The 25086-nt window shown below is 67.6% G+C and carries 20 protein-coding genes and 1 tRNA gene; 5 read left to right on the top strand and 16 right to left on the bottom strand.

Translation table 11 applies throughout. The features are described from left to right. The 3 genes from QQS53_RS07670 to QQS53_RS07660 all read left to right on the top strand — a co-directional run bounded on the left by QQS53_RS07670 (window position 1) and on the right by QQS53_RS07660 (window position 2572). On the top strand, window positions 1-651 hold the full coding sequence (locus QQS53_RS07670) for a LutC/YkgG family protein (protein WP_472775273.1): 651 nt from the start codon (window positions 1-3) through the stop codon (window positions 649-651). Between the two features lie 195 nt (window positions 652-846). Then, the gene (locus tag QQS53_RS07665; RefSeq protein ID WP_472775272.1) at window positions 847-2430 is read left to right on the top strand and encodes an alpha/beta hydrolase; all 1584 of its coding nucleotides are present in this window, start codon (window positions 847-849) and stop codon (window positions 2428-2430) included. A 65-nt stretch (window positions 2431-2495) separates the two neighbouring features. Next, window positions 2496-2572: transfer RNA gene (locus tag QQS53_RS07660), tRNA-Arg, on the top strand. A 53-nt stretch (window positions 2573-2625) separates the two neighbouring features. Here the strand turns inward: QQS53_RS07660 and QQS53_RS07655 are convergent. The 9 genes from QQS53_RS07655 to QQS53_RS07615 form a co-directional block, all read right to left on the bottom strand. After that, window positions 2626-3267 carry a GNAT family N-acetyltransferase gene (locus QQS53_RS07655; protein WP_472775271.1) on the bottom strand — a complete coding sequence of 214 codons (642 nt, stop codon included), beginning with the start codon at window positions 3265-3267 and terminating at the stop codon, window positions 2626-2628. A gap of 78 nt (window positions 3268-3345) precedes the next feature. Next, window positions 3346-3519, bottom strand: coding sequence for a hypothetical protein (locus QQS53_RS07650; protein ID WP_472775270.1), 174 nt, complete (start codon window positions 3517-3519; stop codon window positions 3346-3348). A 114-nt stretch (window positions 3520-3633) separates the two neighbouring features. Continuing rightward, on the bottom strand, window positions 3634-3933 hold the full coding sequence (locus QQS53_RS07645) for a molecular chaperone GrpE (RefSeq protein WP_472775269.1): 300 nt from the start codon (window positions 3931-3933) through the stop codon (window positions 3634-3636). A gap of 5 nt (window positions 3934-3938) precedes the next feature. Next, window positions 3939-4448: a MarR family winged helix-turn-helix transcriptional regulator gene (locus tag QQS53_RS07640; RefSeq protein ID WP_472775268.1), complete on the bottom strand. Its 510-nt coding sequence runs from the start codon at window positions 4446-4448 to the stop codon at window positions 3939-3941. Window positions 4449-4478: 30 nt separating this feature from the next. Further along, on the bottom strand, window positions 4479-5000 hold the full coding sequence (locus tag QQS53_RS07635) for a MarR family winged helix-turn-helix transcriptional regulator (RefSeq protein ID WP_472775267.1): 522 nt from the start codon (window positions 4998-5000) through the stop codon (window positions 4479-4481). A 4-nt stretch (window positions 5001-5004) separates the two neighbouring features. Continuing rightward, window positions 5005-7686 carry an AAA family ATPase gene (locus tag QQS53_RS07630; protein ID WP_472775266.1) on the bottom strand — a complete coding sequence of 894 codons (2682 nt, stop codon included), beginning with the start codon at window positions 7684-7686 and terminating at the stop codon, window positions 5005-5007. Beyond that, window positions 7686-8843: a metallophosphoesterase family protein gene (locus QQS53_RS07625; protein WP_472775265.1), complete on the bottom strand. Its 1158-nt coding sequence runs from the start codon at window positions 8841-8843 to the stop codon at window positions 7686-7688. The genes QQS53_RS07630 and QQS53_RS07625 overlap by 1 nt, the downstream gene beginning before the upstream one ends. Window positions 8844-8909: 66 nt before the next feature. After that, a complete protein-coding gene (locus QQS53_RS07620) occupies window positions 8910-9743 on the bottom strand; it encodes an SWIM zinc finger family protein (protein ID WP_472775264.1) in 834 nt (277 codons plus the stop codon). A gap of 12 nt (window positions 9744-9755) precedes the next feature. Further along, window positions 9756-12845, bottom strand: coding sequence for a DEAD/DEAH box helicase (locus QQS53_RS07615; RefSeq protein ID WP_472775263.1), 3090 nt, complete (start codon window positions 12843-12845; stop codon window positions 9756-9758). A 454-nt stretch (window positions 12846-13299) separates the two neighbouring features. On the opposite strand from QQS53_RS07615, the gene putP reads away from it, so the two are divergent. Next, window positions 13300-14865 (top strand): sodium/proline symporter PutP, encoded by a 1566-nt coding sequence (gene putP, locus QQS53_RS07610; RefSeq protein ID WP_472775262.1) that lies wholly within the window; start codon window positions 13300-13302, stop codon window positions 14863-14865. A 115-nt stretch (window positions 14866-14980) separates the two neighbouring features. On the opposite strand, the gene QQS53_RS07605 is transcribed toward putP, so the two are convergent. The 7 genes from QQS53_RS07605 to QQS53_RS07575 all read right to left on the bottom strand — a co-directional run bounded on the left by QQS53_RS07605 (window position 14981) and on the right by QQS53_RS07575 (window position 24006). Further along, window positions 14981-15424, bottom strand: a complete 444-nt coding sequence (locus QQS53_RS07605; protein ID WP_472775261.1) for a DUF2269 domain-containing protein — start codon at window positions 15422-15424, stop codon at window positions 14981-14983. 120 nt (window positions 15425-15544) lie between these two features. Then, complete coding sequence (locus tag QQS53_RS07600; protein ID WP_472775260.1) at window positions 15545-16183, bottom strand: HNH endonuclease family protein; 639 nt, start codon at window positions 16181-16183, stop codon at window positions 15545-15547. A 67-nt stretch (window positions 16184-16250) separates the two neighbouring features. Then, a complete protein-coding gene (locus tag QQS53_RS07595) occupies window positions 16251-18218 on the bottom strand; it encodes a DEAD/DEAH box helicase (RefSeq protein WP_472775259.1) in 1968 nt (655 codons plus the stop codon). Between the two features lie 74 nt (window positions 18219-18292). Continuing rightward, on the bottom strand, window positions 18293-19492 hold the full coding sequence (hutI, locus tag QQS53_RS07590) for an imidazolonepropionase (RefSeq protein WP_472775258.1): 1200 nt from the start codon (window positions 19490-19492) through the stop codon (window positions 18293-18295). Window positions 19493-19548: 56 nt separating this feature from the next. Continuing rightward, the gene (locus tag QQS53_RS07585; RefSeq protein ID WP_472775257.1) at window positions 19549-21225 is read right to left on the bottom strand and encodes a urocanate hydratase; all 1677 of its coding nucleotides are present in this window, start codon (window positions 21223-21225) and stop codon (window positions 19549-19551) included. A gap of 282 nt (window positions 21226-21507) precedes the next feature. Continuing rightward, on the bottom strand, window positions 21508-23097 hold the full coding sequence (gene hutH / locus QQS53_RS07580) for a histidine ammonia-lyase (RefSeq protein ID WP_472775256.1): 1590 nt from the start codon (window positions 23095-23097) through the stop codon (window positions 21508-21510). 165 nt (window positions 23098-23262) lie between these two features. Next, window positions 23263-24006 carry an IclR family transcriptional regulator gene (locus QQS53_RS07575; RefSeq protein WP_472775255.1) on the bottom strand — a complete coding sequence of 248 codons (744 nt, stop codon included), beginning with the start codon at window positions 24004-24006 and terminating at the stop codon, window positions 23263-23265. A 61-nt stretch (window positions 24007-24067) separates the two neighbouring features. Here QQS53_RS07575 and hutG point away from each other — a divergent pair, with 61 nt between their 5' ends. Beyond that, complete coding sequence (hutG, locus tag QQS53_RS07570; RefSeq protein ID WP_472775254.1) at window positions 24068-25066, top strand: formimidoylglutamase; 999 nt, start codon at window positions 24068-24070, stop codon at window positions 25064-25066. Window positions 25067-25086 lie beyond the last annotated feature (20 nt).

Below are 25086 nucleotides of genomic sequence, written 5' to 3'. Positions count from 1 at the left end.
ATGACCCGTACCGCTGAACAATCCCGCGCAGCCAAGAAGGAAATCCTGTCCCGCATCCGCTCCGCGCAGAAGTCCGCGGGCCTGGCCGACCACGTGGACGTCCCGCGCGATTACCAGCGCGACCGTGAGGTCGCCCCGGATGAGCTGCGCGACCTGCTGGTGGACCGCCTGGTGGACTACAAGGCCGACGTGCACGTCACCGACGCCGCGGAGCTGCCGGCCACCCTGGCGAAGATCCTGGCGGACAAGGACTGCCACGACATCCGCTACGCCCCCGGCATGGACGCTGAGCTTTTCGCCCAGTTCGACGGGGAGGCCAAGCCGGACTCCAATGACGTCAACCCGCGCACCCTCGACGAGGTCGACGCCGTCGTGACGGAATCCCACGTCACCGCCGCCCAGACCGGCACGATCTCCCTCGAGGCCGGTGAGACCAACGGCCGCCGCGCGCTGACCCTGGTCCCGGACCGCCACGTGTGCATCGTCCGCCAGGAAAACATCGTCTACGGCGTGCCGGAGATGGTCTCCCGCATGAACCCGGAGCACCCGGCGACCTGGATTTCGGGCCCGTCGGCGACCTCCGATATCGAGCTCTCCCGCGTGGAGGGCGTGCACGGGCCGCGCGACCTGATCGTCGTGATCGTGAAGTAGCGTTTCCCGCCCGGTGGGGCCGGCGGTGCCAAAGTTGTCAGTTGTGACGACCTAGGGCACCCGCCGGCCCCCTTTTTTGTTGAGCAAACGTGCAGCCCGGGGAAGGCGGCGATAGTGTAAAAGTACTCAAACCTTACGGTTTCCGTTATTTTCTATTTTCATTTTCTTTACTGACTCAGTTCCTAGGAGAATCAGGTGCTACGACCTTCTCAGAAACGCCCGGCCCGGGCCGCTGCCTCCGTCCTGGCAGCGCTCGGGGTCGCCTGCAGCCTCACCGCCGGCCCGGCGGTAGCCCAACAGCTCCCGAACGCCGCCCCGCAGATCCAGTGGGAGGACTGCCCCGAGCAGGTCACCGAGGACAACGCCGAGTGCGGCCGTATTGAGGTCCCCACGTACTACGACAACCCGTCGTCCGGCACCATCAGCGTCGGCTTTCTGCGCGTGCCGGCCGCCAACCCGCAGGCCAAGCGCGGCGTACTCTTCGGCAACCCGGGCGGCCCGGGCGGGGACGGCTACTCCTACTTCGGCAGTGAGCAGTTCGCCTGGCCCGAGGGCATCGTCAACGAGTGGGACCGCGTGGCGGTCCAGCCGCGCGGCCTGCCCGGCTCCACCCCGGTGGAGTGCACCCAGCCGGGCGGCAGCGACTTCGACGCCGCCACCCGCCCCGGCGCCTATATCCGCAATTCTTGCGAGAAGTCCACGCCCGGCTACACCAACTCGCTGACCACCGAAAACACCGCCCGCGACTGGGAGATGGTGCGCCAGGCCCTGGGTGAGGACCGGATTTCCATCATGGGGCTGAGCTACGGCACCTTGCTGGGCTCTACCTACGCCTCCTTCTACCCGCAGCACACCGACAAGGTCGTGCTGGACTCGGCCATGAGCCCCGCCCGCGCGTGGAACGGCACCCTGGCCGACCAGCAGTCCGGCTACGAGAACGCGCTGCACGATTTCTTCGACTACGTCGCGGCTAACGACGCCACCTACCACCTGGGCACCACTCCCCTCCAGGCCTACGAGGCGTGGTCGCGCAAGGTCGCCCGCGAGGCCGGCGTGCGACCGACGGTCCTGCCGCCGGACGCCAAGATCGGCGACCTGCCCCCGGGGCTGGAGTTTTCCAGCCAGCCGGCAGCCAACATCATGACCGCGACCGGTGAGCTGCGCGTCCAGGCCGAGTTCCTGGGTGATAAGGCCCGCAACCCGCAGGCGTCCCAGACCAACTCCCCCACCCTATTACTGACACGCCTAATCGTGCCTTCGCCGGCGGGGTGGGAGGCACTGGCCAAACACATCGCCGGTATAGAGGACTTGGGCGGGCCCCAGGATCCGGAGCAGGCCCGTAAGGCGCTCGAGTCACAAAGCCAGGCCCAGGCCATGCAGAACCTCGTCCTGTGCAACGAAAACTCCTTCCCCGCCAACCCGGGCCTGGTCCCGTCGTATGTGTGGTCGGCCGTGGTCACCCAGGACCCGTTCACGATGGTCAATTCCCTGTACGGGGCCGGGATCGCCTGCAACGGCCGCGGCCCGGTGGCCTCCGTCCCGGCGCTGAGCGGCGCCGGGCTGGAGCACCGCCCGCTGCAGATCAACGCCACCGGCGACCCGCAGACCCCGTACCAGTTCCACGGCGATATGGCTCGCCAGATGGGCTCCCACGTCGTGACCGTCCACGGCCCGGGCCACGGCCACGTCGCGGCCGGCAACGCGGCTGTCGACGAGATCGTGGTGGACTATCTGCGCACCGGGACCAGCGACGTTAACGAAGCACCGGGGCTGATTTAACACTAACTGGCTCGATGGGTTAGAATTTCATCATTGTCGTTCCAAGGAACGGCAATGGTGACAATGTCTCCGTAGCTCAGCGGATTAGAGCATCGGTTTCCGGTACCGAAGGTCGCAGGTTCGATCCCTGTCGGGGACACCACGAAAAGGGCCCGCACCCAGCAAGAAGTTCTGGGGGCGGGCCTTTTGTTGCGGCTAGTCGTCGTCGCGCGGGGTAGGCCGCCACATGGCGACCTCTGGCGGGTCGGCCAGCTTGTCGCCGGCGACCTCGATCGGGCCGAGTTCCACGAAGCCCAGCGAGCGGTACAGCGCCGCGGACTTCGGTGTGGAAGCCTCCAGGTAGACCGGGGCATCGCCGGCGCGGCGCAGGCCGTGCTTGAGCATCGTCGAGCCAATCCCCTTGCCCTGGACGCGGGAGCTCACCGCGATGGCAAAAAGGTACCAATGGGCGAACCCCGGGTGGGCGCCGGCGGTGCGCGCCTCCCGCCGGGCCACGAACGGCACCGCGCGGCGAAACAGGTTGATGTACTTCGGCAGCAGCGCCACGAACTTGGGCGTCGACATCTGCTTATTCGGCCGTGCCCACAGGCCCACGCCGACGATTTCGCCGTCGTCAATGGCCAGGTCCACCTCCCCGTTGGGGAAATAGTGCCCGTAGACCTGGATTTCATAAATGGCGCGGGCAAAATCCACGTTGTTGTGCTGGCCGCCCGTGTGCGCCATGATGGAGCGCACCGCGCGGTCCTGGGCGAAGGTGTGGGCGAGCACCTCTACGGCGGCGGGAAGCTCGTCCTCGCGCGCGGGCCGAATCTCTACGTCTGCTGACTTATTATTCATAGCTTCCAATCTAACACCGCGCAGACAAAACGCTCCCCGACCACCGTGGTCAGGGAGCGTGCAGAAACTAAAGCGGGATTAGAAGAGATCCATGGGGCCCGGCTCCAGGGCGAGCATCCCGGTCATCAGCAGGCCCATCACGACGAGCATCATGATGCCCATCGGGATCCACTCCAGGATGACCTTGCCGACGCCGTCACCGCGGTCGCGAGCTTCTGCCTCGCGCTTTTCCTGCTCCAAACGAGAAGTCATTACTTCGCTTCCTTTCGACTCCACTGGCCGTGACCGGCCCGATTCAACCGCTATCTTAGCAGTATCTACGTACTAGTTTCGACTCCGCCCTGCGGGCAGCTACACCCTTCTAGGCTAGGCCTCGGGGTCGATGCCTTCCTCGAGGGCCGCGACGAATTCCTCCCGCGCGCTAAACAGCGCCTCGACATCCCGCTCCGCGCCGGCGATCCACAGGTCCGTCGCCGCGTCGAAGGTCAGGGCCTTATCGGGGTGCGCCTCAAGCAGCTTTTCCATGATCTCAGCCTGCTCGGCGGTCGGCTCCCCGTCCGGGAAGTGTTCCGGATCGCCCAGGGCGGCGGATTCTTCCGGGAAGGCGGTGAGGTGGTACTGCTCGTATTGCTTGTGCGGTTGCTCGAACAACTCTTGGCCCATCATGGCCCTTACTCTACCTTCTCGCCCAGGCGGGCATCGGGGACGAAGCCGGGTTGGCCGGGGATGTTGTCCACGGCGAGCACGCCCTCACAAAAACGCCGCAGCCCCGCGCGGTCCGTGTCCGATAAGTGATCGAAGACCAGGCGGCGGACGGATTCCACGTGGGCGGGCGCGGCGCGCTCCAGGCGGCGGCGCCCCTCGTCGGTGAGCTCGATGAGCACGCCGCGGGCATCGCCAGCGCACTTGCCCTTAGTGACCAGGCCGCGCTTCAACATCCGGTTGACCTGGTGGGAGGCGCGGGAGCGGTCCCAGCCCAGGTTCTTGCACAGGTCGCGCAGACGCAGCGCCTGGCCGTCGGCCTCGGAGAGCGGAACCAGGATGGAGAAATCCGCAAGCGAGAGGTCGCTGCCGTAGAGCAGGGAATCCTCCATGCCGCGGTCGATCTTCCGCATGGAGTCGAGGAGCATTCGCCAGAGGTCCTGCTCGTCATCGTCAAGCCAACGCGTGTGCTTAGTCATAGACTCAACGTACCCTATCCCACCTCCGAGTTAACAGCTCGCTACCGCGGCTTCCCCGGGGTCTTCCCCGGCCACCTCCGCCGCTACCCGCCCCACAAGGCCGGCCTCCCGGGGCGTGAGCCCGTCGAAAACCGTGCGCTGCAGCTGCGCGGTATAGGCCGGCACGGCGCGCCCCAGTTCTTCCTTGCCGGCCTCCGTCATCCGGGTCCGCACCGCCCGCCGGTCGCTCCCATCGGTCGACTTGCTGACCAGGCCGCGCCGCGACATCCGGCTAATCTGGCGCGAGACCCGAGCGTGCGCCCAGCCGAGGACCTCGCTCAGCTCCTTCAGGCGCAGCGTGTACCCGGGCGCTTGGGACAGCGCCGCCAAAAGGTGGAACTCAGTCTGGGTGAGCGTGCCGCAGGATTCCAGCGCCCGGTCAAGCTTCGCCTCAACCTGCTGGGCCGCGGAGTTTAAAAGCTCCCACAGGCGCTCCTGCTCCGGGCTTAGCCAGCCGGAGAAGACAGTCTGCCGCGCAGCTGCCTCCACCTGGTCCTGCCCGGGCTGCGTCATTGCCCTAGTCCGCCCGCTTGAGGTCTTCGATGTCTAAGGCCACCCTTCCTGGCACCCGAGAGTAGCGCTGCGGCATGCAGGTCAGCACGATGACCTGGGAGCGCTTGCCCACCTCGCTAAACAGCGTGGACATCAGCCGGATGCGCTCGGAGTCGGTCGAGCCCAACGCGTCGTCGATGACGACCGGCACCGGCTTAGCCCCGCCCTCTTCCCCGCCGCCGGCGGACTCCTCCACCAGCTCCGCGATGGCAAACCGGGTCAGGATGGCCAGCTGCTCCCGGGCGCCGCCGGACAGCTCGTTGAGGTTGATGGTGATGTCGTCCTGGGTGCGCTGGGTGACCTCGAGGTTTTCGTTCAGCTGGAATTCGACGTCGCCGCCGTAGACCCGGCGGGCCAGCCGGCCCAGGCGGTCGGCGAACGGCGCCGAGTACTTGCGGCGGGCCTCCTCGCGGTGGCGCAGGAGCACCGCGCGCAGGTACTTCACGGCCTGCGCGCGCCGATCCAGGGAGTCGTAACGGTCGCGGGCGTTCTCGACCTCGGCTTGGGCCTTTTCCGCGCGCTCGGCACTACCTTGGTCCCGCTCGATATAGCCGGTGAGCGTGGCGATGGTCCGGTCGGCCTGCGACCAGGCCTCCTCCAGCGACTTCAGGTGCGCCTGCGCACCCGCGTGCAGCTGCTCCGCTCGTTCCGGATCCGCCGCGTCCAAAGCCGCCCGCGCCTCCTCCCGCGCGTCGCGGGCCGCCGCCAGCCGTTCGGAGACGACGGCAAGCGCCTGATCCAGCTCGTCGTCGCTGCGGTGCTCGCGTGCCCGGGCCAGGGACTGCTCGGCCCGGGCGACAGCGTCGCGCAGGCTTTCCACCGTGACCTGGTGGCGCATGAGCGTCTCCGAGAGGTTGAGCTCTTCCTCGCGCGCTACCGCCGCGGCGGCGTCCTCTTGCGCCTTCTGGGCCTTCTCTTCCGCCTCCTCAGCGGCAGACAGCGCGGCCGCGGCGGTGGCGGCATCCACCAGGTCCGTGGTGTCCACGTCCGCCAGGGCTTCGCTCAGCGCGCGGTGCTCGGCTCGCAGCTGCTCCACGTCTTCGCCGGCGGCCAGCGTGTCCATCTCATGACGCAGCCGCTCGGCCGCACGGTCCTGCTCGGCCTGGTGCTCGCGCAGCGCGCGGGCCGCCTCCACGCTGTCGCAGCCTAGCGCCTCCAGCAGGTCCGCAAGCCGGCGCTTGGCGTGCTCGTATTCCTCCCGCGCTGAACGCGCGGTAGTCCCCTGCTGCCCGGCGGCAAACCGGGCCCGCAGGGCGCCGATGACCAGCTCCGTGCCGTCCTCGACGGGAACCTCGAGCTCCTCGGCCCCGGCCGCCACCGTCTGCGGCAGACCGTCGACGGTAATCTCCGTGTCCGCGCCAGACTCGGAGCGGAAAAACAGCTTCGACTGCGCGGCCTCCTGCAGGCGCCGGTGCAGCTGGACATCCTGGGACAACTGCTCCAGGTCAGCCAGTTCCGCCTCAGTCACGGCGTGGCCGCGCGCGGCGATGTCTTGGCGCACCGCGTCCAGCTGCTCGGCAACCCCATCGATCCGGCCCAACTGCTTGCCCAGCTTGGCCAGCCGCTCGCTGTCTACCACCCGTTTGTGCTCGGCAGCGGCGTCCTTGCGCTGCTGGCGCGCCTCGGCCAGCGCCTTGGCAGACTCCGCCGACTGCTCCCGGGCGGTCTTGAGCCGTTCGTCGGCAGCCGCGGCCTGCTCGGCCACCGGGGCGAGTTCTTCCTGCGCCGCGGCGAGCTGCTTGTGATTGCTCTCAATCTCCGCTAACAGATCCTGGCGGCCGCGCAGGTCCTCCTGGGCCCGCTCCTCGGCCTGCTGGGCCTGGTTGAAGTCCTTTTCCCGGGCCGCGAAGGCGTCTTGGGCCTGGTGCGCCGCGTTCAGCTCCGCGGCGCGCTGCTCCAGCTCCGCGCGGGCAGGGTCCTGTTCTTGGGCGGCCTGCTCGCGCTGGTCAACCGCCCGCTCGTAGTCGCGGACGTAGCCTTCCAGCTCCGCGAGCTCCTTGTCCGCCTGCTCGGCCGCGTCCTGGGCGGCTGATAGCTCCGTGGCCGCGCGCTTGTATTCGCCGGTCGGCTCGCCCTTCTTCTCGGTGAAATAACGCTGGTATTCCTCCTCGACCTTGTCCATGAGGCCGGAATCCTGCGCCTCCCCAAGGGCCTGACTGCCGGAGCTTTGCTCCAGGGCGCTGCGCAGCGAGGGGATGCCGACGGCCTCGACCGCCGCGCCGAGGTCGTCCTGCTTGAGGAACAGGGCTTCCACGAGATCTTGGTCTAGGTGCTCGTCCAGAATCTCTTCGAGGCGCTTATCGGCGGCGCGGCCGGTGTGGTTTTCCGGGCGCGGCGAGAAGACGGTCAGCTCCGCGGCCTGCTTGCTAAACCACCGCTTGAAGATCCGGAAGCGGTACGGCCCCACGGTCGCCTCCAGGGTGATTTCGGGGGAGACGTCCTTGCCCACCGGGCGCAGGACGCCCACCGTGTTCTTTGCGCGGGAGCTGTGCGCCAGTTTGAGGACCACGTTGATGGACTCGACCAGGGTGGATTTGCCGGCCTCGTTGTCGCCGTGGATGACCACCACGCCGTGGTCGGGCAGGTCTTCTAGTTTGAGGTGTTCGATGGCGCGCACATTGCGCAGCTCGAGCGAGTGAATCCGCATTACTTAGCCCCTTTCCGCGCGCCCGACGAGGAAAGCCGGAACAACAAATTCGCCGCGTCCCGGGCCACTGGGTCCGCGTCCATGCCCGCAATGATTTCTTCCAGCGCCCCGGCCGCGTAGCCGCTCAAGTCCAGGTCTGCGAGTTCGTCCTCGGACGGGGCGAGGTGCAGGTCCATGGTCCGGCCGCGCTCGCGCAGGTCCGCGAAGACCGGCTCCAGCGCCTCCAACTCGTGCTGCAGGCGCTGGGTGTCCTGGATACCCAGGGTCCCCTGCAGGCCGTACTTGATGACGGTGCGGTCCTTGTGCGGGTAGGCCTTCAATTTCTCGATGAAGTGGTCCACGTCCTGGCTGGTGGTCAGCTCGGCGCTGAGGGCCTCGAAGCGCCACTCGCCCAGCTGGTGCTGCTCCACCGTCACCGCCGCATTGCCCGCAGCAGTCTTCTCGATGGTCACGGCCAGGGCCTTGCCGGAGTTGTTCTCGCCGGCGTCGTTGTCCACCTCGTGGAAGGCGGTGGTCTCCGGCGCCCCGGAAAACCACACCGCCCCGGTGCTGCCCAGCGGCATGGCCGAGTGGGTGTCCCCCAGCGCGAGATAGTCGATGGCCCCGGCGCGGATCTTGTCCTCGACCAAGCTTAAGTCAATCAGCTCTGCGTCATCCTCTGACGTGCGGGATTCGACCTGCCCGTGGCCGACGGCCACGCGGATCGTGTCGATGGGCTCCAGCGGCTCGAGGGCGACCGCCACCAGGTCATGGTTGGAGCGCTTCGACAGGTACGGGGCGCCGACCAGCTCGACGCCGTCCGCGACTGGGATGGGCTCCGAGTCCCCAATGACGTGGATCCCCTCAGCCTGAGTGCGGAAGAAGATGGAGTCCGCCACCAGCGGGTCGTGGTTGCCGGGCAGCAGGTAGACCGGAACATCCAGGTGGGCAAGCGCCTCCCGGGCGCGCCCGGTGGTCTGGGGCGACAGCGAGTTGTGTTCGAAGACGTCCCCGGCCACCACGATGAAGTCCGCGCCTACCTCGGCGGCGAGCTCGCCCAATTTGTCAATGCTGGCCAGCCGGGCCGCGTTGAAACGCGCCTGGCCGTCGCTGCCTAAGAAGCCACGCTCCATCCCGATCTGCAGGTCGGAGGTGTGGATGAACGTCGTTGAAGTCATACCCAATATTTAACACAGCCTCCGGACACACGCCCGAAGCTACTATCGAACACCCGTTTACAGAAGCTAGCGGGTGGTCAGGTGGTGGTACATGTCCTCGATGTCGGAGATCGAGCGCAGCAAATCCACGTTGGTGTGCGAGACCGCCCGCATGGCCTTGCGCAGCAGGTCCGGGTCGGAATCCTCCAGCGCCGGGGCGACCTTGGGCCGGGGCAGGTCCGGCAGCTGGCGCCCCTTCCAGAACAGGTCGTTGCGCTCGTCGTTGGTCAGTCCGGCATCGTTAGCCAAGGCGTCCTGGGACGCGGCCTGCGACTCCTCCAAGACCGCCTGTTCCAGGGTCAGGAAATTCAGGCCGCGGAAGGCAAAGACCACCGACGCGTCGGCGTCGATACGGCTGGCCAGGCGATCTGCCACGGCCACCACGTGCTTGCAGACCGGGGTGGAATCCGGGCAGGAGCAGCTCAGCCGCAGGTCGTCGGCCGTGGGGGCAAAGAGCAGGTCGAGGACCTCCTCGCTTAGGTGGCCCTCGTGGGCGTTGCGCAGGGCGTTCGGGGTGCGCGCCAGCAGCTCGTTGATGCGCGCCAGGTCGTCGTTGGAGCGGTACGGCAGCTGCATCAGGACCGTGAAGGGCTCGTTTTGGGAGCCGGCGACGCGGCCGTGGATGGCGCCGTTGCGCACGTCGAGGCCCACCACGTGCCCGGCGCGCGCGTACTGGCGCCCGCGGGTGAGCCGGCCGTCGTCGGTGGCCTTGCTGATGACGGACCAGACGCGCTGGGCGGCCGGGGAGAGCACGGGCCCGGCAGCCCCGCTGCGGGTTACCTTGTTGGTCTCCTCCGCCGTGGTCACGCGCTTGCGGGTGCCGAAGTTGGCGTAGATGACGTTGTCTTTAGACACGCTCATGCCCGGTTCCTCCTACTCTCTGCCCCGGTAGCTCATCAGGGAGGCCAGCTGCTCCGGATCCAGCTCGGTGAGCCAGCCTTCGCCCTCGCCGACCACGGAGCCGGCCAGGGTGGTCTTGCCGTCCAGGATATCCTGGATGCTCTCCTCCAAGGTGCCGGCGGTGATCATCTTGTAGACCTGGACGTTTTTGCGCTGGCCGATGCGGAAGGCGCGGTCGGTGGCCTGGTTTTCCACCGCGGGGTTCCACCAGCGGTCCATGTGCACCACGACGTTGGCGGCGGTCAAGTTCAGGCCCGTGCCACCGGCCTTGAGCGACAGGATCATCGCCGGCGGGCCGTCCGGGTCCTGGAAGTCCTCGACCATCTGGTCGCGCTTGTTCTTGGTGACTCCGCCGTGCAGGAACGGGATTTCCCGCCCCAGCTGCTCGCTCAGGTAGGGCTTCAAGATATCGCCGAAGGCGCGGTACTGGGTGAAGACCAGCAGGCGCTCGCCGGCCTGGATCGAGTCGTCGACAATCCGCATGAGCTCGGCGACCTTCCCGGAGCGGTGCTTGCCCTTGATGGTCACCGGCGAGCCGTCGCCGAGAAAGTGGGCCGGGTGGTTGCAGATCTGCTTGATGCGGGTCAGCGAGGACAACACCAGCCCGCGGCGGGCCATGCCCTGCCGCTGCTCGAGTTGGACCTGGACGTCGTCCACGAAGGCCTTGTAGAGGGAGGCCTGCTCGGCGGTCATGGACACGGTGAGGATCTGCTCGGACTTCTCCGGCAGGTCGTCGATGATCTTCGGGTCTGTCTTCAGCCGGCGCATGATAAACGGCGCGGTGAGCAGGCGCAGGCGCTCGGTCATGGTGGGGTCCTGCTCCCGCTCGATGGCCTTGGCGAAGTGGTTGCGGAAAAAGCTAGTCGAGCCCAGGATGCCGGGGTTGCAGAAGTCCAGGATGGAGCGCATCTCCGACAGGCGGTTTTCCACCGGCGTGCCGGTCAGCGCAATGCGGTGGCGCGACGGCAGGGAGCGCACCGCCCGGGAGCTGCGGGTCGCGGAGTTTTTAATCGCCTGCGCCTCGTCGAGGACCACGCGGTCCCACTCGACCAGGCCGAGCTGCTTGAAGTCGCGGCCGACGGTGCCGTAGGAGGTGATGACCAGGTCGGCATCGGCAGCCGCGGTCAGCAGCTCCTTATCCTTCAGGCGGCCGGAACCGTGCTGGACCAGGACGGTGAAATCCGGGACGAAGCGCGCGGCCTCGCGCGCCCAGTTGCCCACGACGGACGTCGGCGCGACCACCAGGGTGGGGCCGAGCTCCTTGCCGTCCTTGCGGGCCTTTTCCTTTTCGACCGCCAGCAGGGTCAGCAGCTGGAGGGTCTTGCCCAGGCCCATGTCATCGGCCAGCACGGCGCCGATGTTGTTCTGCGACATCCAATACAGCCAGTCGACGCCGCGGCGCTGGTATTCGCGCAGCTCCGCATGCACGGTGTCCGGCACCGCGACGCGCTGCGGGGCGACGGTGTCCATGCCGCCCAGCAGGCCGTTGAACCACTTCGAGCCGGTGAATTCGATCGGCTCGTTGGCCATGGATTCCAGGGCCAGCTGGCGTAGCTCGGCGATGGTGACCTCGCCGAATTCGTCCGTATCCTTGTCGGCCTGGTTGAACTCGGCGAGCTGGCGCTCTACGTCCGCGACCAGCTGCTCCCAGCCCGGCGTTTCCAGCAGGCGGGCGCGCTCGGCCTCCTTGGCGGCCGCCTCCAGCTGCTTCTTCCGGCGCTTGTAGGCCGTCTGGTTGAGCTTGTCCATGTAGTCGGTAATGCGGCTGAGCGCCTGCGTGTCCGCCATGACCCACTCGCCGCGCAGGCGGATAAGCCCCGACTTGGAGTTGACCAGCTCCTCCATCTCTTGTTCGCTCAGCTGCACGTCGCCGACGGAGATGTGCCAGTCGTATTCGACTAGTTTCTCCAGGCCCACCTGCGACTTGGTGGCCGCAACCGCGGGGTCGGTGACCTCTCGGGTTTCCAGCTGGGCCTTGGTTTCGGCCTGCGCCCAGGCCTTGGGCAGCATCACCGTGAAGCCGGCGGCCTTGAGCGCGGAGACGTCGCTGCCGATGAACTGCACCAGCGCGTCCGTGCTCAGGTAGACGTCCCAGTCCCCGGCGTTGTCGTACCAGCGGGGTGCGGGCCGCGAGGAGCTGGGGTTGAGCGCGGGGGCGATGCCGATGGCCCGGCGCTGCGAGTCGCGCAGCTTCTCCACCGAGCGGGCGTCGAGCTGATCGACGCGGATGGGCTGCGGCGAGTCCGTGCCGGAGCGGACCCGCAGGCGCACCGGCCACACCGCCTGGGAGGGCTCCAGTAAGGTCTCTTCTTCGCCAGGTTCCTCGACGATGATGACCAGCTGCAGGTCGACCGAGGCGATCGAGTCCTTCCACTCATTCAAGCCCCGCAGCAGCTGCGCCCGGCCGCGCTTAATGGGCGAGGTAGTCAGCATGGCCTGCGCGAAATCGTGCCAGGCGTACGGCCGCGGCGTATGCAGCAGGTCTTTGAGCTCCATGAAGGCGATCCAGTGGGTGAGCTCATCGATGAGGTCGTCCGACAGGGATCGGTTATTGATAGTCAAAATCCCCGGGGCCGCGGCGATCATCTCCGCCAGCCAGCCGCGCTCCCCCAGCCCGGCGGCCAGCTGCCACATGGGGAACCACTCGCCCGCCTGGTAGGACAGGCGGATGGTCACGCGCCCCGCGCGCACGAACTTGGTCAGCCCGCGGTAGGCCCGGATGAGCCAATAGAGATCCGGGGCAATAGAGGCGCGTTGTTCGGCGGTCGCCGCCGGGGTCCGCTCGTCCAGGAAGGATAACTGGGACAGCGCCACGATGGCGTCCTGCGGCCCGAACATGGCCATCGGCGCCATGAGCGAGACGTCCTTGCCCTTCGGCGTGCGCAGCGAGACCCGCGCGCGGTTGCGGAAAGACTTCTTGGAAAGCAGGCTCTCGACGGCCTCTGGAAAGGTCCCTTCCGGCACGGAGGCGGGCGTGACGATCTTGTGCCCCTCCACCTGTTCGACCCACAGGCTAAACCCAGACACAGGCAGCCACAGGCCGTGCAGAAGGTATCCAGACATGCCGAATAGTCTAACACCGATGGCCGACACGCGGCTTTTCCTGCCAGCCACACTGTTTGCGGGCGTCGGCCTGCCGCCCCCACTCAGATGCCCGCTTAGGCCGCTGGCCAGCACGGATGCCTACCCTCCTTTGAGGGGAGGAAAGGACGCGTTTTCCGCGCAAACGACGGTGGGACGCCCACCACCTGCGATTGTTACCGTCTCGTTATAAACAGTGGTGAACCTCCTCATTGCTTCATAAAAGCCTGCCACGCACCTGTGACGGGGAGTTTTATAGCTTGGGCAGTTCTGTGAGTCTCGTTACCCTTGTTATGTTCCGCAGGTCATACTCCCACGGCACCACCTGGGAAAAAGACTCTGTAGGCAACCGTTCTTTCCCGCCCCTGGGCCGCTTGAGCTTTATCGCGCCCGGGCGGCGCACTGTTTTACACATCAATTACTGCAAGGAGCCTTCGTGGATACCTCAACCTGGTATGTCATCGCGATCATCATTTATATCTTCGCGATGCTCGCCATCGGTTACTGGAGCTACAAGCAAACCGATCAATACGACGATTACGTTCTGGGCGGGCGCGGGCTACACCCCTTCGTAGCGGCCCTGTCCGCGGGCGCCTCCGACATGTCCGGCTGGCTGCTCATGGGCCTGCCCGGCGCCCTCTTCCTCACCGGCATGTCCGAGGTCTGGATGGCCATCGGCCTGACTTGTGGTGCCTGGGCTAACTGGAAGTGGGTCGCCCCGCGCCTGCGCGCCTATTCGGAGGTGGCCGGAAACTCCATCACGGTCCCGTCCTTCTTCGAAAACCGCCTGCGCGACAAGTCCCGCCTGCTGCGCATTATCGCCGCACTGATCATCATCTTCTTCTTTACTTTCTACGTCTCCTCCGGCATGGTCTCCGGCGGCCGCTACTTCGAGTCCACCTTCGGCGGCGACTACCTGACCGGCATGCTGGTCATCGCCGCGGTCACCGTCGCCTATACCTTCGTCGGCGGCTTCCTCGCCGTGTCCTACACCGACGTCGTCCAGGGCCTTTTGATGTTCTGCTCGCTCATCATCGTGCCCGTCATGGCGATCATCTCCCTGGACAACCCGTCCGATATCTTCTCCTTCGCGGCGGAGAACCCGTACGCCACCAACGGCGTGCTGGAGAACCCGAACTACTTCTCCCTGGTCTCCGGCGTGACCGCGGGCGTCATCATCGGCAACGTCGCCTGGGGCCTGGGTTACTTCGGCCAGCCGCACATCATCGTTCGCTTCATGGCGTTGCGCAAGCCCTCCGATGCCCGCCAGGGCCGGTTCTACGGCGTGACCTGGATGGCGCTGTCCGTCCTCGGCGCCATTTTCGTGGCCCTGTCCGCCACGGTCTTTTTCACCCAGAACGACTACTCCATCACCGACCAGGAGAACTTTGAGACCGTCTTCCTGGACATGGCCCAGGTCATGTTCCACCCGCTGCCGGCCGGCTTGGTCCTGACCGCGGTGCTGGCCGCCATCATGTCCACCATGTCCTCCCAGCTGCTGGTGGTCTCCACCTCGCTCATCGAGGACCTGTGGAAGATCTTCTCCAAGAAGTCGCCCTCCCAGGGCCTGCTGATCAACCTCTCGCGGACCGCCGTCGTCGCCGTCGCGGTGGTTGCCGCCCTGCTGGCCATCAACCCGTCGGATTCCATCCTGGGTCTGGTCGGTTTCGCCTGGGCCGGCTTCGGCGCCGCCTTCGGCCCGCTGGTGCTTTTGTCCCTGTACTGGAAGCGCCTGAACGCCACCGGCGCCATCGCCGGCATGGTCGTCGGCGCGCTGACCACCATCATCTGGGGCAACATCCCGGCGCTGACCGATACGCTCTACGAAATCGTCCCGGGCTTCGCCCTCTCGCTCATCGTAACCGTCGTGGTCTCCCTGGCGACCAAGCAGCCGCCGAAGGAAGTCCAGGACGAGTTCGACCAGGCAGAAAACCTCGTCAAGATCGTCTCCAAGGACGAGGACGTCGCCTTCGAGGATGCCGCCCAGCAGGTCAAGGACTAGTTCCGGCTAGCCCGCTCGGCGCCTTCCCGCACAAAAGAAAATCCCGCCTTCCCCGCCGCGTTCGTGCGCGGTCAGGAAGGCGGGATTTTTGCTTGCCGATGTCCCCTTTTCGATCTTAGAGGAACATCAGGATGGCGATGACAACCCACAGCAGGTTGAAAATGCCGCTGAACATGGCCAGCTGCTTCTTATCCTTGGCGAAATCGGTGGTGCCCTCACCGGCCAGGGCGGCCATGGCCTTCTTCTGGCGCGGGATGATCAGGAAAAACAGCAGCGCCCAGGCGATAATCGCCAGCACGATGGACGCGTGGAACTGGCCCTGGGTGCCGTAGGTGGACATATCCATCAGGAAGACGGCGATACCCAAAATCGGCACGATCGCGGAGATGTAGCCGTAGGAATTGGTGATGTTGTGCAGGGTGCGGGTGGCACCGAGGGCCTTGTCGTCGCCCTCGGCGGCCTTCAGCATCTGCGGGCCGAACTGCGACGTCGCCACGGTGACCGGGCCCAACAGCAAGATCGCGGCGATCACGTGCGCGGCGATGAACAAAGAAGTCATAAAAGTTGCTCCAGAACCTTTCTCACGGGTTTTTGCGACGGCTAAGGGAAAGCGCCGCTCATAGGAAAACTGCCGTGCATGGGACACGGCTTCCGCAGTTAACCCTATCGTTAAACCGGGTCAAATGGTCAACCGGCACTGCGCCCGCATGACCTGAAGGTCCCGCCGCGGCAGGGGCAGGCCGTATTTCGCGGCGACCGCCGCCACCCGGCGCACGTACCAGCAGCGCTGCCCCGCCGCCGGGGGCAGCCACCGGGCCGGCAGATCATCGGACTTGTCGCGATTGACCTCGTCCCGGGTCACCACCAGGTTGAGCGGATCGTTGGCAAACTCCTGCCGCCGCTGCGCCGACCAGGTGTGCGCGCCCAGGTCCCACGCGGCAGACAGCGGGAAGACGTGGTCGACCTCCACCGGGGTATCCCCGCGGCGCAGGGGCACCTCGGTATCGGCATAAGGATCGTGGAGACTGCCCCGGCTGATGTCACAGGCGCCGCTGCGGCGCAGCTGCGAGGTCTGCTCCAGGATGGCGACCTCCCGGGTGGTGCACGCCGAGCGCGGGGCCGCAGCCCACCCGAAACCGAAGGCCTCGCGCTCGTAGCCCAGCACGCGTTGGCGCTGCTCGACCGCCTCCACCCGTGCCAGACTGGCGCTAAGCTCCGGCAGCCCGTCGGGCGCCGCGGGCTTAACAAACGGGGCGAGCTGCGCGCAAAGGTAAACCAGGGTGCACAGACAAAGGAACCACAGGAAGCGTTGGCGCATGCCTTTATAGACTGCGCCGGGCTTCCTGTGGTTCCCTGGCTGGCTGTGGGGCTCTCCGTTTAGCGCGCTAGTCGCGCCAGCGGCCGCGGCCGCCCTTGTCGCCGCGGCGTCCGCCGTCGCGGCGGCGGCCCCCGCGGTGGTCGCGGTTGTCGCGGTTATCGTCGCGGGGGAATCCGCGGCGCGGCGGGCGCCCGGTGTCCTTCTGGATGTTGATGAGCTGCCCGGAGATCCGGGTGTCCTTCAACCGGTCCAGCACGGCCGGGTCCAGGTTCTTCGGCAGGTCGACCAAGGTGTGGCTCACCGCGATGGTGATCCGGCCGAAGTCCTTGGACGACAGGCCGCCCTCGTTGGCGATGGCGCCCACGATGGCACCCGGGCGGACGTTCTGGCGCTTGCCGACGTCCAGGCGGTAGGTCTCGAAGTCGCCGTCCGGGCGCTTCGGACCGCGGTCCCGGTCGCGATCCCGGAAGCGGCCGCCGCGCTTGTCGCCGCGGTCGCCGCGATCGTCCCGGCGGAAGCGCTCCTTGTCGCGCTTGTCCTTCTTGCTGACCGGCTGTTCCTTCATCAGGAACTCGGAGCCGGCCTGCAGCTGTACCGCCAGGGAGGCCGCGATGTCGTCCATGCCCACGTTGTTGACCTCGGAGTACTTGCGGACCAGGCCGCGGAAGAGCTCCATCTGCTTGTCGCCCAGGGTCTCCGTGATGGACTGCGCGAACTTCTCCTTGCGCTTGACGTTGACCTCGTCGACGGTCGGCAGCTCCATCTCCTCCAGCCGCGCGTTGGTCACGCGCTCGATGGAGCGCAGCATGCGCCGCTCGCGCGGGGTGACGAACAGGATGGCCTCGCCGGTGCGGCCGGCACGCCCGGTGCGACCGATGCGGTGGACGTAGGACTCCGTGTCGTTCGGGATGTCGTAGTTGACCACGTGGGTGATGCGCTCGACGTCCAAGCCGCGGGCGGCCACGTCGGTGGCCACCAGGATGTCCAGGCGACCGTCCTTGAGCTGATCCACGGTGCGCTCGCGCTGGTTCTGCGCGATGTCGCCGTTGATAGCGGCGGCGGAATAGCCGGCATCGGACAGCTTTTCGGCGACCTCTTCGGTCTCGTGCTTGGTCCGGCAGAAGACGATGATGGCGTCGTAGTCCGTGACCTCAAGGATCCGGGTGAACGCGTCCATCTTCGCGCGGTGCGGGGTCAACAGGAAGCGCTGCGTGATGTTGTCGTTGGTGCGGCGCTCGGACTTGACGGTCACCTCGGCCGGGCTGTCCAGGTACTGCTTGGACAGGCGGCGGATGCTGTTCGGCATGGTGGCCGAGAACAGCGCGACCTGCTTGTTGTCCGGGGTGTCTTCCAGGATGCGCTCGACGTCCTCCTGGAAGCCCATGTTCAGCATCTCATCGGCCTCGTCGAGGACCAGGAAGCGCAGCTGGGACAGGTCCAGCGAGCCCTTCTCCAGGTGGTCGATGACGCGGCCCGGGGTGCCGACGATGATCTGGGCGCCGCGGCGCAGGCCGGACAGCTGGATGCCGTAGGCCTGGCCGCCGTAGATCGGCAGGACCTCGATGTTGCCCAGGTGATCGGCGAAGGACTGGAAGGAGTCCGCGACCTGCAGGGCCAGCTCGCGGGTCGGAGCCAGCACGAGGGCCTGCGGGTGGCGGGCCTGCTCGTCGATGCGGGCCAGGATCGGCAGCGCGAAGGCCGCCGTCTTGCCGGTACCGGTCTGGGCGAGGCCGACCACGTCGCGGCCTTCCATCAGGATCGGGATGGTTTCCGCTTGGATGGGAGAAGGGGTGGTGAAACCAACGCTGGCCACGGCGTCAAGCACTTCGCTTGGCAGGCCTAGGCCGTCAAACCCCTGGGAGTTGTCATTGGCCGAATCCTGGGATTCGGCGCCGGCGCCCTCAGAAGCTTGCGCAGCCCCGGTGTTCTCCGCAGCTTCTGCTGCCACACCTTGCGCGTTGTCCTGAGATTCCGACTGTTGAGAAAATTCTTCCGGCTCGTTGACGCCGCCGGTGGCGTTATCGGTAATGCTCATTGCCCGCCCAACATTACGCTAATGGGCGGGCAAACACCATTGGGACTAGCCCCGGCGCGTTGGGGCCCGGCCGGCTAACTGTTCTCGGCGACCAATTCCCCGGCCACGTAGGTGCGCCACGTGGCCGGCATGCCCGGTCGGTACGCCAAGTTAATGGCGTTTTCCGCGGTCAACACGTGCAGATCTGCGGCCGCGCCGACCACCAGCTGGCCCTTGGCCGGGCGCCCGGCTGCGTCCTTGCCGCCGTCGACGGCGTGGCGGCGCAGCGCCTTCGCCCCGCCCAGGGTGGCCGCGGCGATGGCCTCGTCCAGGCTCAGGTGCTGCTGGAGCACCGCCGTGGTCACGCAGAAATTCATCGAGGAGGTATAGCTCGTGCCCGGGTTCAGGTTGGAGGCGATCGCGACTGTCACGCCGGCATCGATGAGCGTGCGGCCCGGCGCGAGCGGCTGCCTGGTGGACAGATCGCAGGCCGGCAGCATGGTCGCCACGGTCTCCGAATCCGCCAGGCGCGCGATGTCCTCGTCGCTTAAGTAGTTGACGTGGTCGACGGAGGCGGCACCGAGCTCGACGGCCAGCGCCACGCCCGGGCCCTCGCCCAGCTGGTTGCCGTGCACGCGCAGCCCCAGCCCCGCGGCGCGGCCGGCCTCCAAGACGCGGCGGGATTGCTCCTCGTTGAAGGCGCCGCGCTCGCAGAAGACGTCGATCCAGCCGCAATAGGGCGCGGCCTTGTCCAGCATCGGCCCGACGACCTGCTCGACGTAGGCCTCGGCCTCCTGCCCCGGCGGCACCAGGTGCGCGCCGAGGAAGGTCACCTCGTCCACGTACTGGCTGGCCACCCGGGCGGCCTCGACCTCGGAGTCCACGTCCAGGCCATAGCCGGTCTTGGTCTCAAAGGTGGTGGTTCCGCCCGCGTGCCCGGCGGCCACGCGCTCGCGCACCAGCTGGCTCAGCCGCTCCGCGCCGGCCGAGCGCGTGGCCTGCATGGTCACCGCGATTCCGCCGGCCGCGTAGTCGCCGCCGGCCATCCGGGCCTCGAATTCCTCGGCGCGGTTGCCGTCGAAGACCATGTGCGTGTGGGAGTCCACCCAGCCGGGCAGGACGGCGCGCCCGCCCAAGTCGACGGTCTCGGCGTCTGCGTACTTCCCGAGCAGCTCGGCGGCGGGGCCGGCCCAGGCTATGGTGCCGGCGTCGTCAGCTACCAGCGCGGCATCAGTGATGGTGCCGGCTTCGGCCACCGTGCGGAGCTCGGAAATGTTGCGAAATACCTTGGTCATGCGTCCTGCCTTTCTGCAGCGGGCTGGGTCGAGGGGGCAAACGGTGCTTGGTCGTTTTAGTCGCGGGCCTGAAACTCCATCGGGATGCGCACGCCGCGCTCTTCGGCGACGTCGTGGGCCCGAGTGTAGCCCGCGTCCACGTGGCGGATAACGCCCATGCCCGGGTCGTTGGTCAGCACCGAGCGCAGCTTGGCGGCGGCCAGCTCGGTGCCGTCGGCCACGCTGACCTGCCCGGCGTGGATGGAGCGGCCCATCCCGACGCCGCCGCCGTGGTGGATGGAGACCCAGGTCGCCCCGGAGGACACCGCGGTCATCGCGTTGAGCAGCGGCCAGTCGGCCACGGCGTCGGTGCCGTCCAGCATAGCCTCGGTCTCGCGGTACGGCGAGGCCACGGAGCCGGAGTCGAGGTGGTCGCGGCCGATAACGATCGGGGCGGAGATCTTGCCCTCGGCGACCAGCTCGTTGAACCGCAGGCCGGCCTTGTGGCGCTCGTTGTAGCCCAGCCAGCAGATGCGCGCCGGCAGGCCCTCGAACTCGACGTATTCCTCGGCGGCGTCCAGCCAGTTGTGCAGGTGCTCGTTGTCCGGGAAGAGCTCCTTGAGCGCCTGGTCGGTGACCTTGATGTCTTCCGGGTCGCCGGACAGCGCGGCCCAGCGGAACGGGCCCAGGCCCTCGCAGAACAGCGGGCGGATATAGGCCGGAACGAAGCCCGGGAACTCGAAGGCGCGGGTGTAGCCGGCGTGGCGGGCCTCGTCGCGGATGGAGTTGCCGTAGTCGAAGACCTCGGCGCCGGCGTCCTGGAATTCGACCATGGCCTGGACCTGGCGGGCCATGGACTCGCGGGACTTCTTGGTGAAGGTGGTCGGGTCGGACTGGGCTTCGGTGTGCCAGTCGGAGACGGTGATTTCGGTCGGCAGGTAGCTGAGCGGATCGTGCGCCGAGGTCTGGTCGGTGACCACGTCCACGGTCAGCTCGCCCGCCTGCTGGCGGCGCAGGATCTCCGGGAAGACGTCCGCGGCGTTGCCCACCAGACCCACGGACAGGGCGCGCTTTTCTTCCTTGGCGGCCAGGGCCAGCTTGAGGGCCTCGTCCAGGTCGGTGACGACCTCGTCCAGGTAGCGCTTGGACTGGCGGCGCTTCAGGCGGGTCTCGTCCACGTCGACGATGAGGCACACGCCGCCGTTCAAGGTCACGGCCAACGGCTGGGCGCCGCCCATGCCGCCGCAGCCACCGGTCAGGGTAAGGGTCCCGGCGAGCGTGCCGTCGAAGCGCTTGCGGGCCACGGCCGCGAAGGTCTCGTAGGTGCCCTGCAGGATGCCCTGGGTGGCGATGTAGATCCAGGACCCGGCGGTCATCTGGCCGTACATCATCAGGCCTTCGGCCTCTAGCTCGCGGAAGTGCTCCCAGTTAGCCCAGTCGCCGACCAGGTTGGAGTTGGCGATCAGCACGCGCGGGGCCCACTCGTTGGTCTTGAACACGCCGACCGGCTTGCCGGACTGCACCAGGAGGGTCTCGTCCGCCTCGAGGTCGCGCAGCGTGTCCACGATGGCGTCGAAGGCCTCCCAGCTGCGGGCGGCCTTGCCAGTGCCGCCGTAGACCACCAGGTCCTCGGGGCGCTCGGCCACCTCCGGGTCCAGGTTGTTCATCAACATGCGCAGCGGGGCCTCGGTGGCCCAGGACTTGGCGCTAATTTCGGTCCCGCGCGGGGCGCGGACTTCACGAGCTTCCGACATTTAGTATTCCTTCCTCATCATTCCGGCGGCAGGTCAGCACGCGCTTGCCGATGCCGCCCCGCCTTCCCCGGGGCGTTGGGGACCGGTTTCCCGGGGCTGTCTCCCCGATTACCCCTGAAGTCGGTGGGCGGCACCACGCGCATGCACGGAGGTGGAGCAACCACATGTGGGATTGTGCGCCACCGCGTGCCGTGCAACAAAAGTAACCCGCGTCATACTAAAAAGTCCCGCACCTGAGGACCTAGCTGTCTCAGATACGGGATTTCGCTGGTGCACGCCGGTTTATTGCAGCTGGCCGACCGCGGATTCGGCCGCCCGCAGGAAGGTGCCGTCCCGCACCATCTGCACCGCAGCGGCGATTTCCGGGGCCAGGTAGCGGTCCGGCCCCACCCCCGGGACCCGTTCCCGGAGCGCTGCCACCACCGCGGCCACGCCGGCGCCGGGGGTGGCCCCCCGCAGGTCGATGCCACGGGCCGCAGTCAGGATCTCAATCGCCACCACGCGCTGCGCGCCGTCGATGCCGCGCCGCAGCTTGCGCGCCGCCGACCACCCCATGGAGACGTGGTCTTCCTGCATGGCCGACGACGGGATGGAATCCGCCGACGCCGGGGCTGCCAGGCGCTTCAGCTCGCTGACGATGCCGGCCTGCGTGTACTGCGCGATCATATGGCCGGAGTCCACTCCCGGATCGTCCGCGACGAACGCGGGCAGGCCGCGGTTGCGGGCCACGTCCAAAAAGCGGTCCGTGCGCCGCTCCGAGATGGAGGCGAGATCCGCGACCACGATCGCCAAAAAGTCGAGCACATAAGCCACGGGCGCGCCGTGGAAATTGCCGTTGGAGACCACCCGGCCGTCCAGGGCCACGACCGGGTTGTCCACCGCCGCGGCCAGCTCGTTGACGGCCACCTGACGGGCGTGCTCCAGCGTGTCCCGGAAGCCGCCGGCCACCTGCGGGGCGCAGCGCACCGAGTAGGCGTCCTGGACGTGCGACTGCGCGAACTCGTCGTGGGCCTGGGACAGGTTCTCCGATCCGGCGGCCAACGCACGGATATTCGCCGCGGCGGCGGCCTGCCCGGGGTGCGGGCGCAACTGCTGCAGGTCGTCCGCGAAGACGTCCAGGCTGCCCTGCAGGCCCTCCAGCGTCAGCGCGGTCGCGATATCCGCCTGCCGGGCCAGCGCCTCCAGGTCCGCGATGGCCAGGCACAGCTGTCCCAGCATGCCGTCGGTGCCGTTGATCAGCGCCAGGCCCTCCTTCTCCCGCAGCCGCAGCGGCTGGATCCCGGCGCGCTCCAGGGCCTCGGCCGCCGGCTGCCGCTTGCCCTCCACGCGGACCTCGCCCTCGCCCAGCAGCGCCAGGGCGCAGTGCGCCAGCGGGGCCAGGTCGCCGGAGCAGCCCAGCGAGCCGTACTCGTAGACCACCGGCACGATCCCGGCGTTCAGCGCCGCCGCGTAAGTGTCCACCACCACCGGCCGCACGCCGGTGCGCCCCGTGCACAGCGTGGACAGGCGCAGCAGCATCAGCGCGCGGATGACCTCTTCTTCCACCTCCGGCCCCGAGCCGGCCGCGTGGGAGCGCACCAGGGACAGCTGCAGCTGGGCGCGCTTTTCGGCGGGGATATGCCGGCGGGCCAGCGCGCCGAAGCCGGTGGAAATCCCGTAGACCGGCGTCTCCGCGGCGGCCAGGTCTTCGACCCGCTGCCGGGTGGCCGCCACCTCTTCCCGCGCGTCCGGGGCCACCGTCACGCGTGCGCCGTGGCGGGCCACCGCCACGACCTCGGCGATACTCAGCCCGCCGATCCCTACTTCCACTTCCCTGATACCTCTGCTATCTCCGCCCGCGAAAGCGGTCTTGTCAGCCTTAAATTCAGCCATGGTCAGTTGTCTCCTTCTCGTAGCCTGGCCCGTCCCCCAGCCTTGTGCACCGCGGAACGCTACTTCCAGACACTAACCCCAATTTGTGTCATTTACCACACGTTTGGCTGAAAATGTTGTACCTCTCTTTGGCCGGTGCCCCGTGGGCGGTGGCCTTTGCCCTCGCTACCGGGAGCCGTACATCCGCGCCGCTATCTGACGGGCAGAGGACTGCAGGTGGTCGAGGACGGCCGCGCGGGTGGCATCGCCCAGCCGGCCCACCCCGAAGGTCACCGCCAGGCTGGCAGCCGGGCGCGCCAAGTGATCCAGCACCGGCACGGCCAACGATGCCTGACCGCGCGAGATCTCCTCCGTCTCCTCCTCCCAGCCGCGCTCGCGCACCTGGGCCAGGCGCTCGCGGAACTGCCGCAGGCTACCCTCCTGCCCCGCGGTGGCGAAGGTGGCACGCGCCTCGGCCTCCGGCAGGTAGGCCAGCATGACCCGGCCGGAGGCCGAGCGCAGCGCCTGCAAGCGCACACCCACCTCCGTGACCAGGGAGACCGCCCCGGGGCTGCGGACCTCGTGCAGGTAAACCACCTCCGAGCCCGCCAGCCGGGATAGGTGTCCGGACCCGCCCGCCAGGTTCGCCGCCTGCTCGACGTAGCGGTGGCTCATCCGCACCAAGGGCTGCTGCGTCGTATACGCCGAGGCCATCGCGTAGGCCGCCAGCCCCAGCCCGTAGGTCTGGTTCTCCGGCAGGTGCACCACGAAGCCCGACTCCACCAGCTCGTTGAGCAGGTGGTAGGTGCTCGACCGCGGCAGATCCAGTTCGCTGCGGATACGCGCGGCCGAAATCGGCACGTCGATGGTAGACAACAGCGACAGAATCCGCAGGGCATTGTGGGCGGCGGGCACCTGAATCTTTCTCACGCGACAATTGTAGGAAATTCCCCCGCAAACTCGCGGTACAAAGCGCCTACAGTGGAAGACTATGAACACCATCAGCGACCAACCGCTCTTTGCCCCCGCCCCCGAATGGACCGGCCGCGACGACGGCCCCGGCCCCGAACACGCCCGCTGGCACAGCGTCGTCCGGCCCCTGCCGGCCGATGTCTCCGGCACTACCCACGATGCCGCCGTGCTCATCGGTTACGCCTCCGACGAAGGCGTGCTGCGCAACGGCGGCCGCCAGGGAGCCGCCGCCGGCCCGGCCGCGCTGCGCTCCGCCCTGGGCGGCCTGGCCGTCCACGACTCCTTCCCCCGCTTCGACGCCGGCACCGTCACCACCCAGGGCGACGACCTGGAAGGCTCCCAGGCCGAGCTCTCCCGCCGGGTCGGCGAGATCGTCGGCAACGGCAACCTCGCCGTGGTGCTGGGCGGCGGGCACGAAACGGCGTTTGCCACCCACTGCGGCGCCTTCCGCGGCAATGGCGAGCAGCCGCTGAAGATCGTCAACCTCGACGCCCACTTCGACCTGCGCACCGCCGACCGGGCCACCTCCGGCACGCCGTTCAAGCAGATCGCCGAGTTCGTCCAGAACGCTTGCCCCGACCAACCGGCCGCCTTCGACTACTCCGTCTTCGGCATCTCCGAGGCCAACAACACCGCGGTGCTGTTCAACACCGCTGACGAGCTCGGCGTGGAGACCGTCCTCGACGAGGACCTGGTGGATCTCAGCCCCTCCCAGGCCGCCGGCCTGGTGGCCAAGTCTGTACAGAACCAGCCGGCCATCCACCTGTCCATCGACCTCGACGTCCTGCCAGCCGCCGCCGCGCCGGGCGTGTCCGCCCCGGCATCGTTGGGCGTGGACTTCGCCACAATCCGCGCGATGGCACTGGCCGTGGCGGCCACCGGCAAGCTGCGCCTGGTCGACGTCGTGGAGCTCAACCCCGACTTCGACGTCGACGACCGGACGGCCAAGCTGGCGGCCCGGCTCATCGCCGATATCGTGGCCACCCACGCGTCCGCCCACGCGTCCGCCCACGCTTAAAGTCCCCCGACTTTAAGCCC

Source organism: Corynebacterium sp. 2571A, assembly GCF_055700935.1.
The sequence above is the reverse complement of the archived record's forward strand: the minus strand, read 5'-3'. Positions and strand labels throughout refer to the sequence as shown.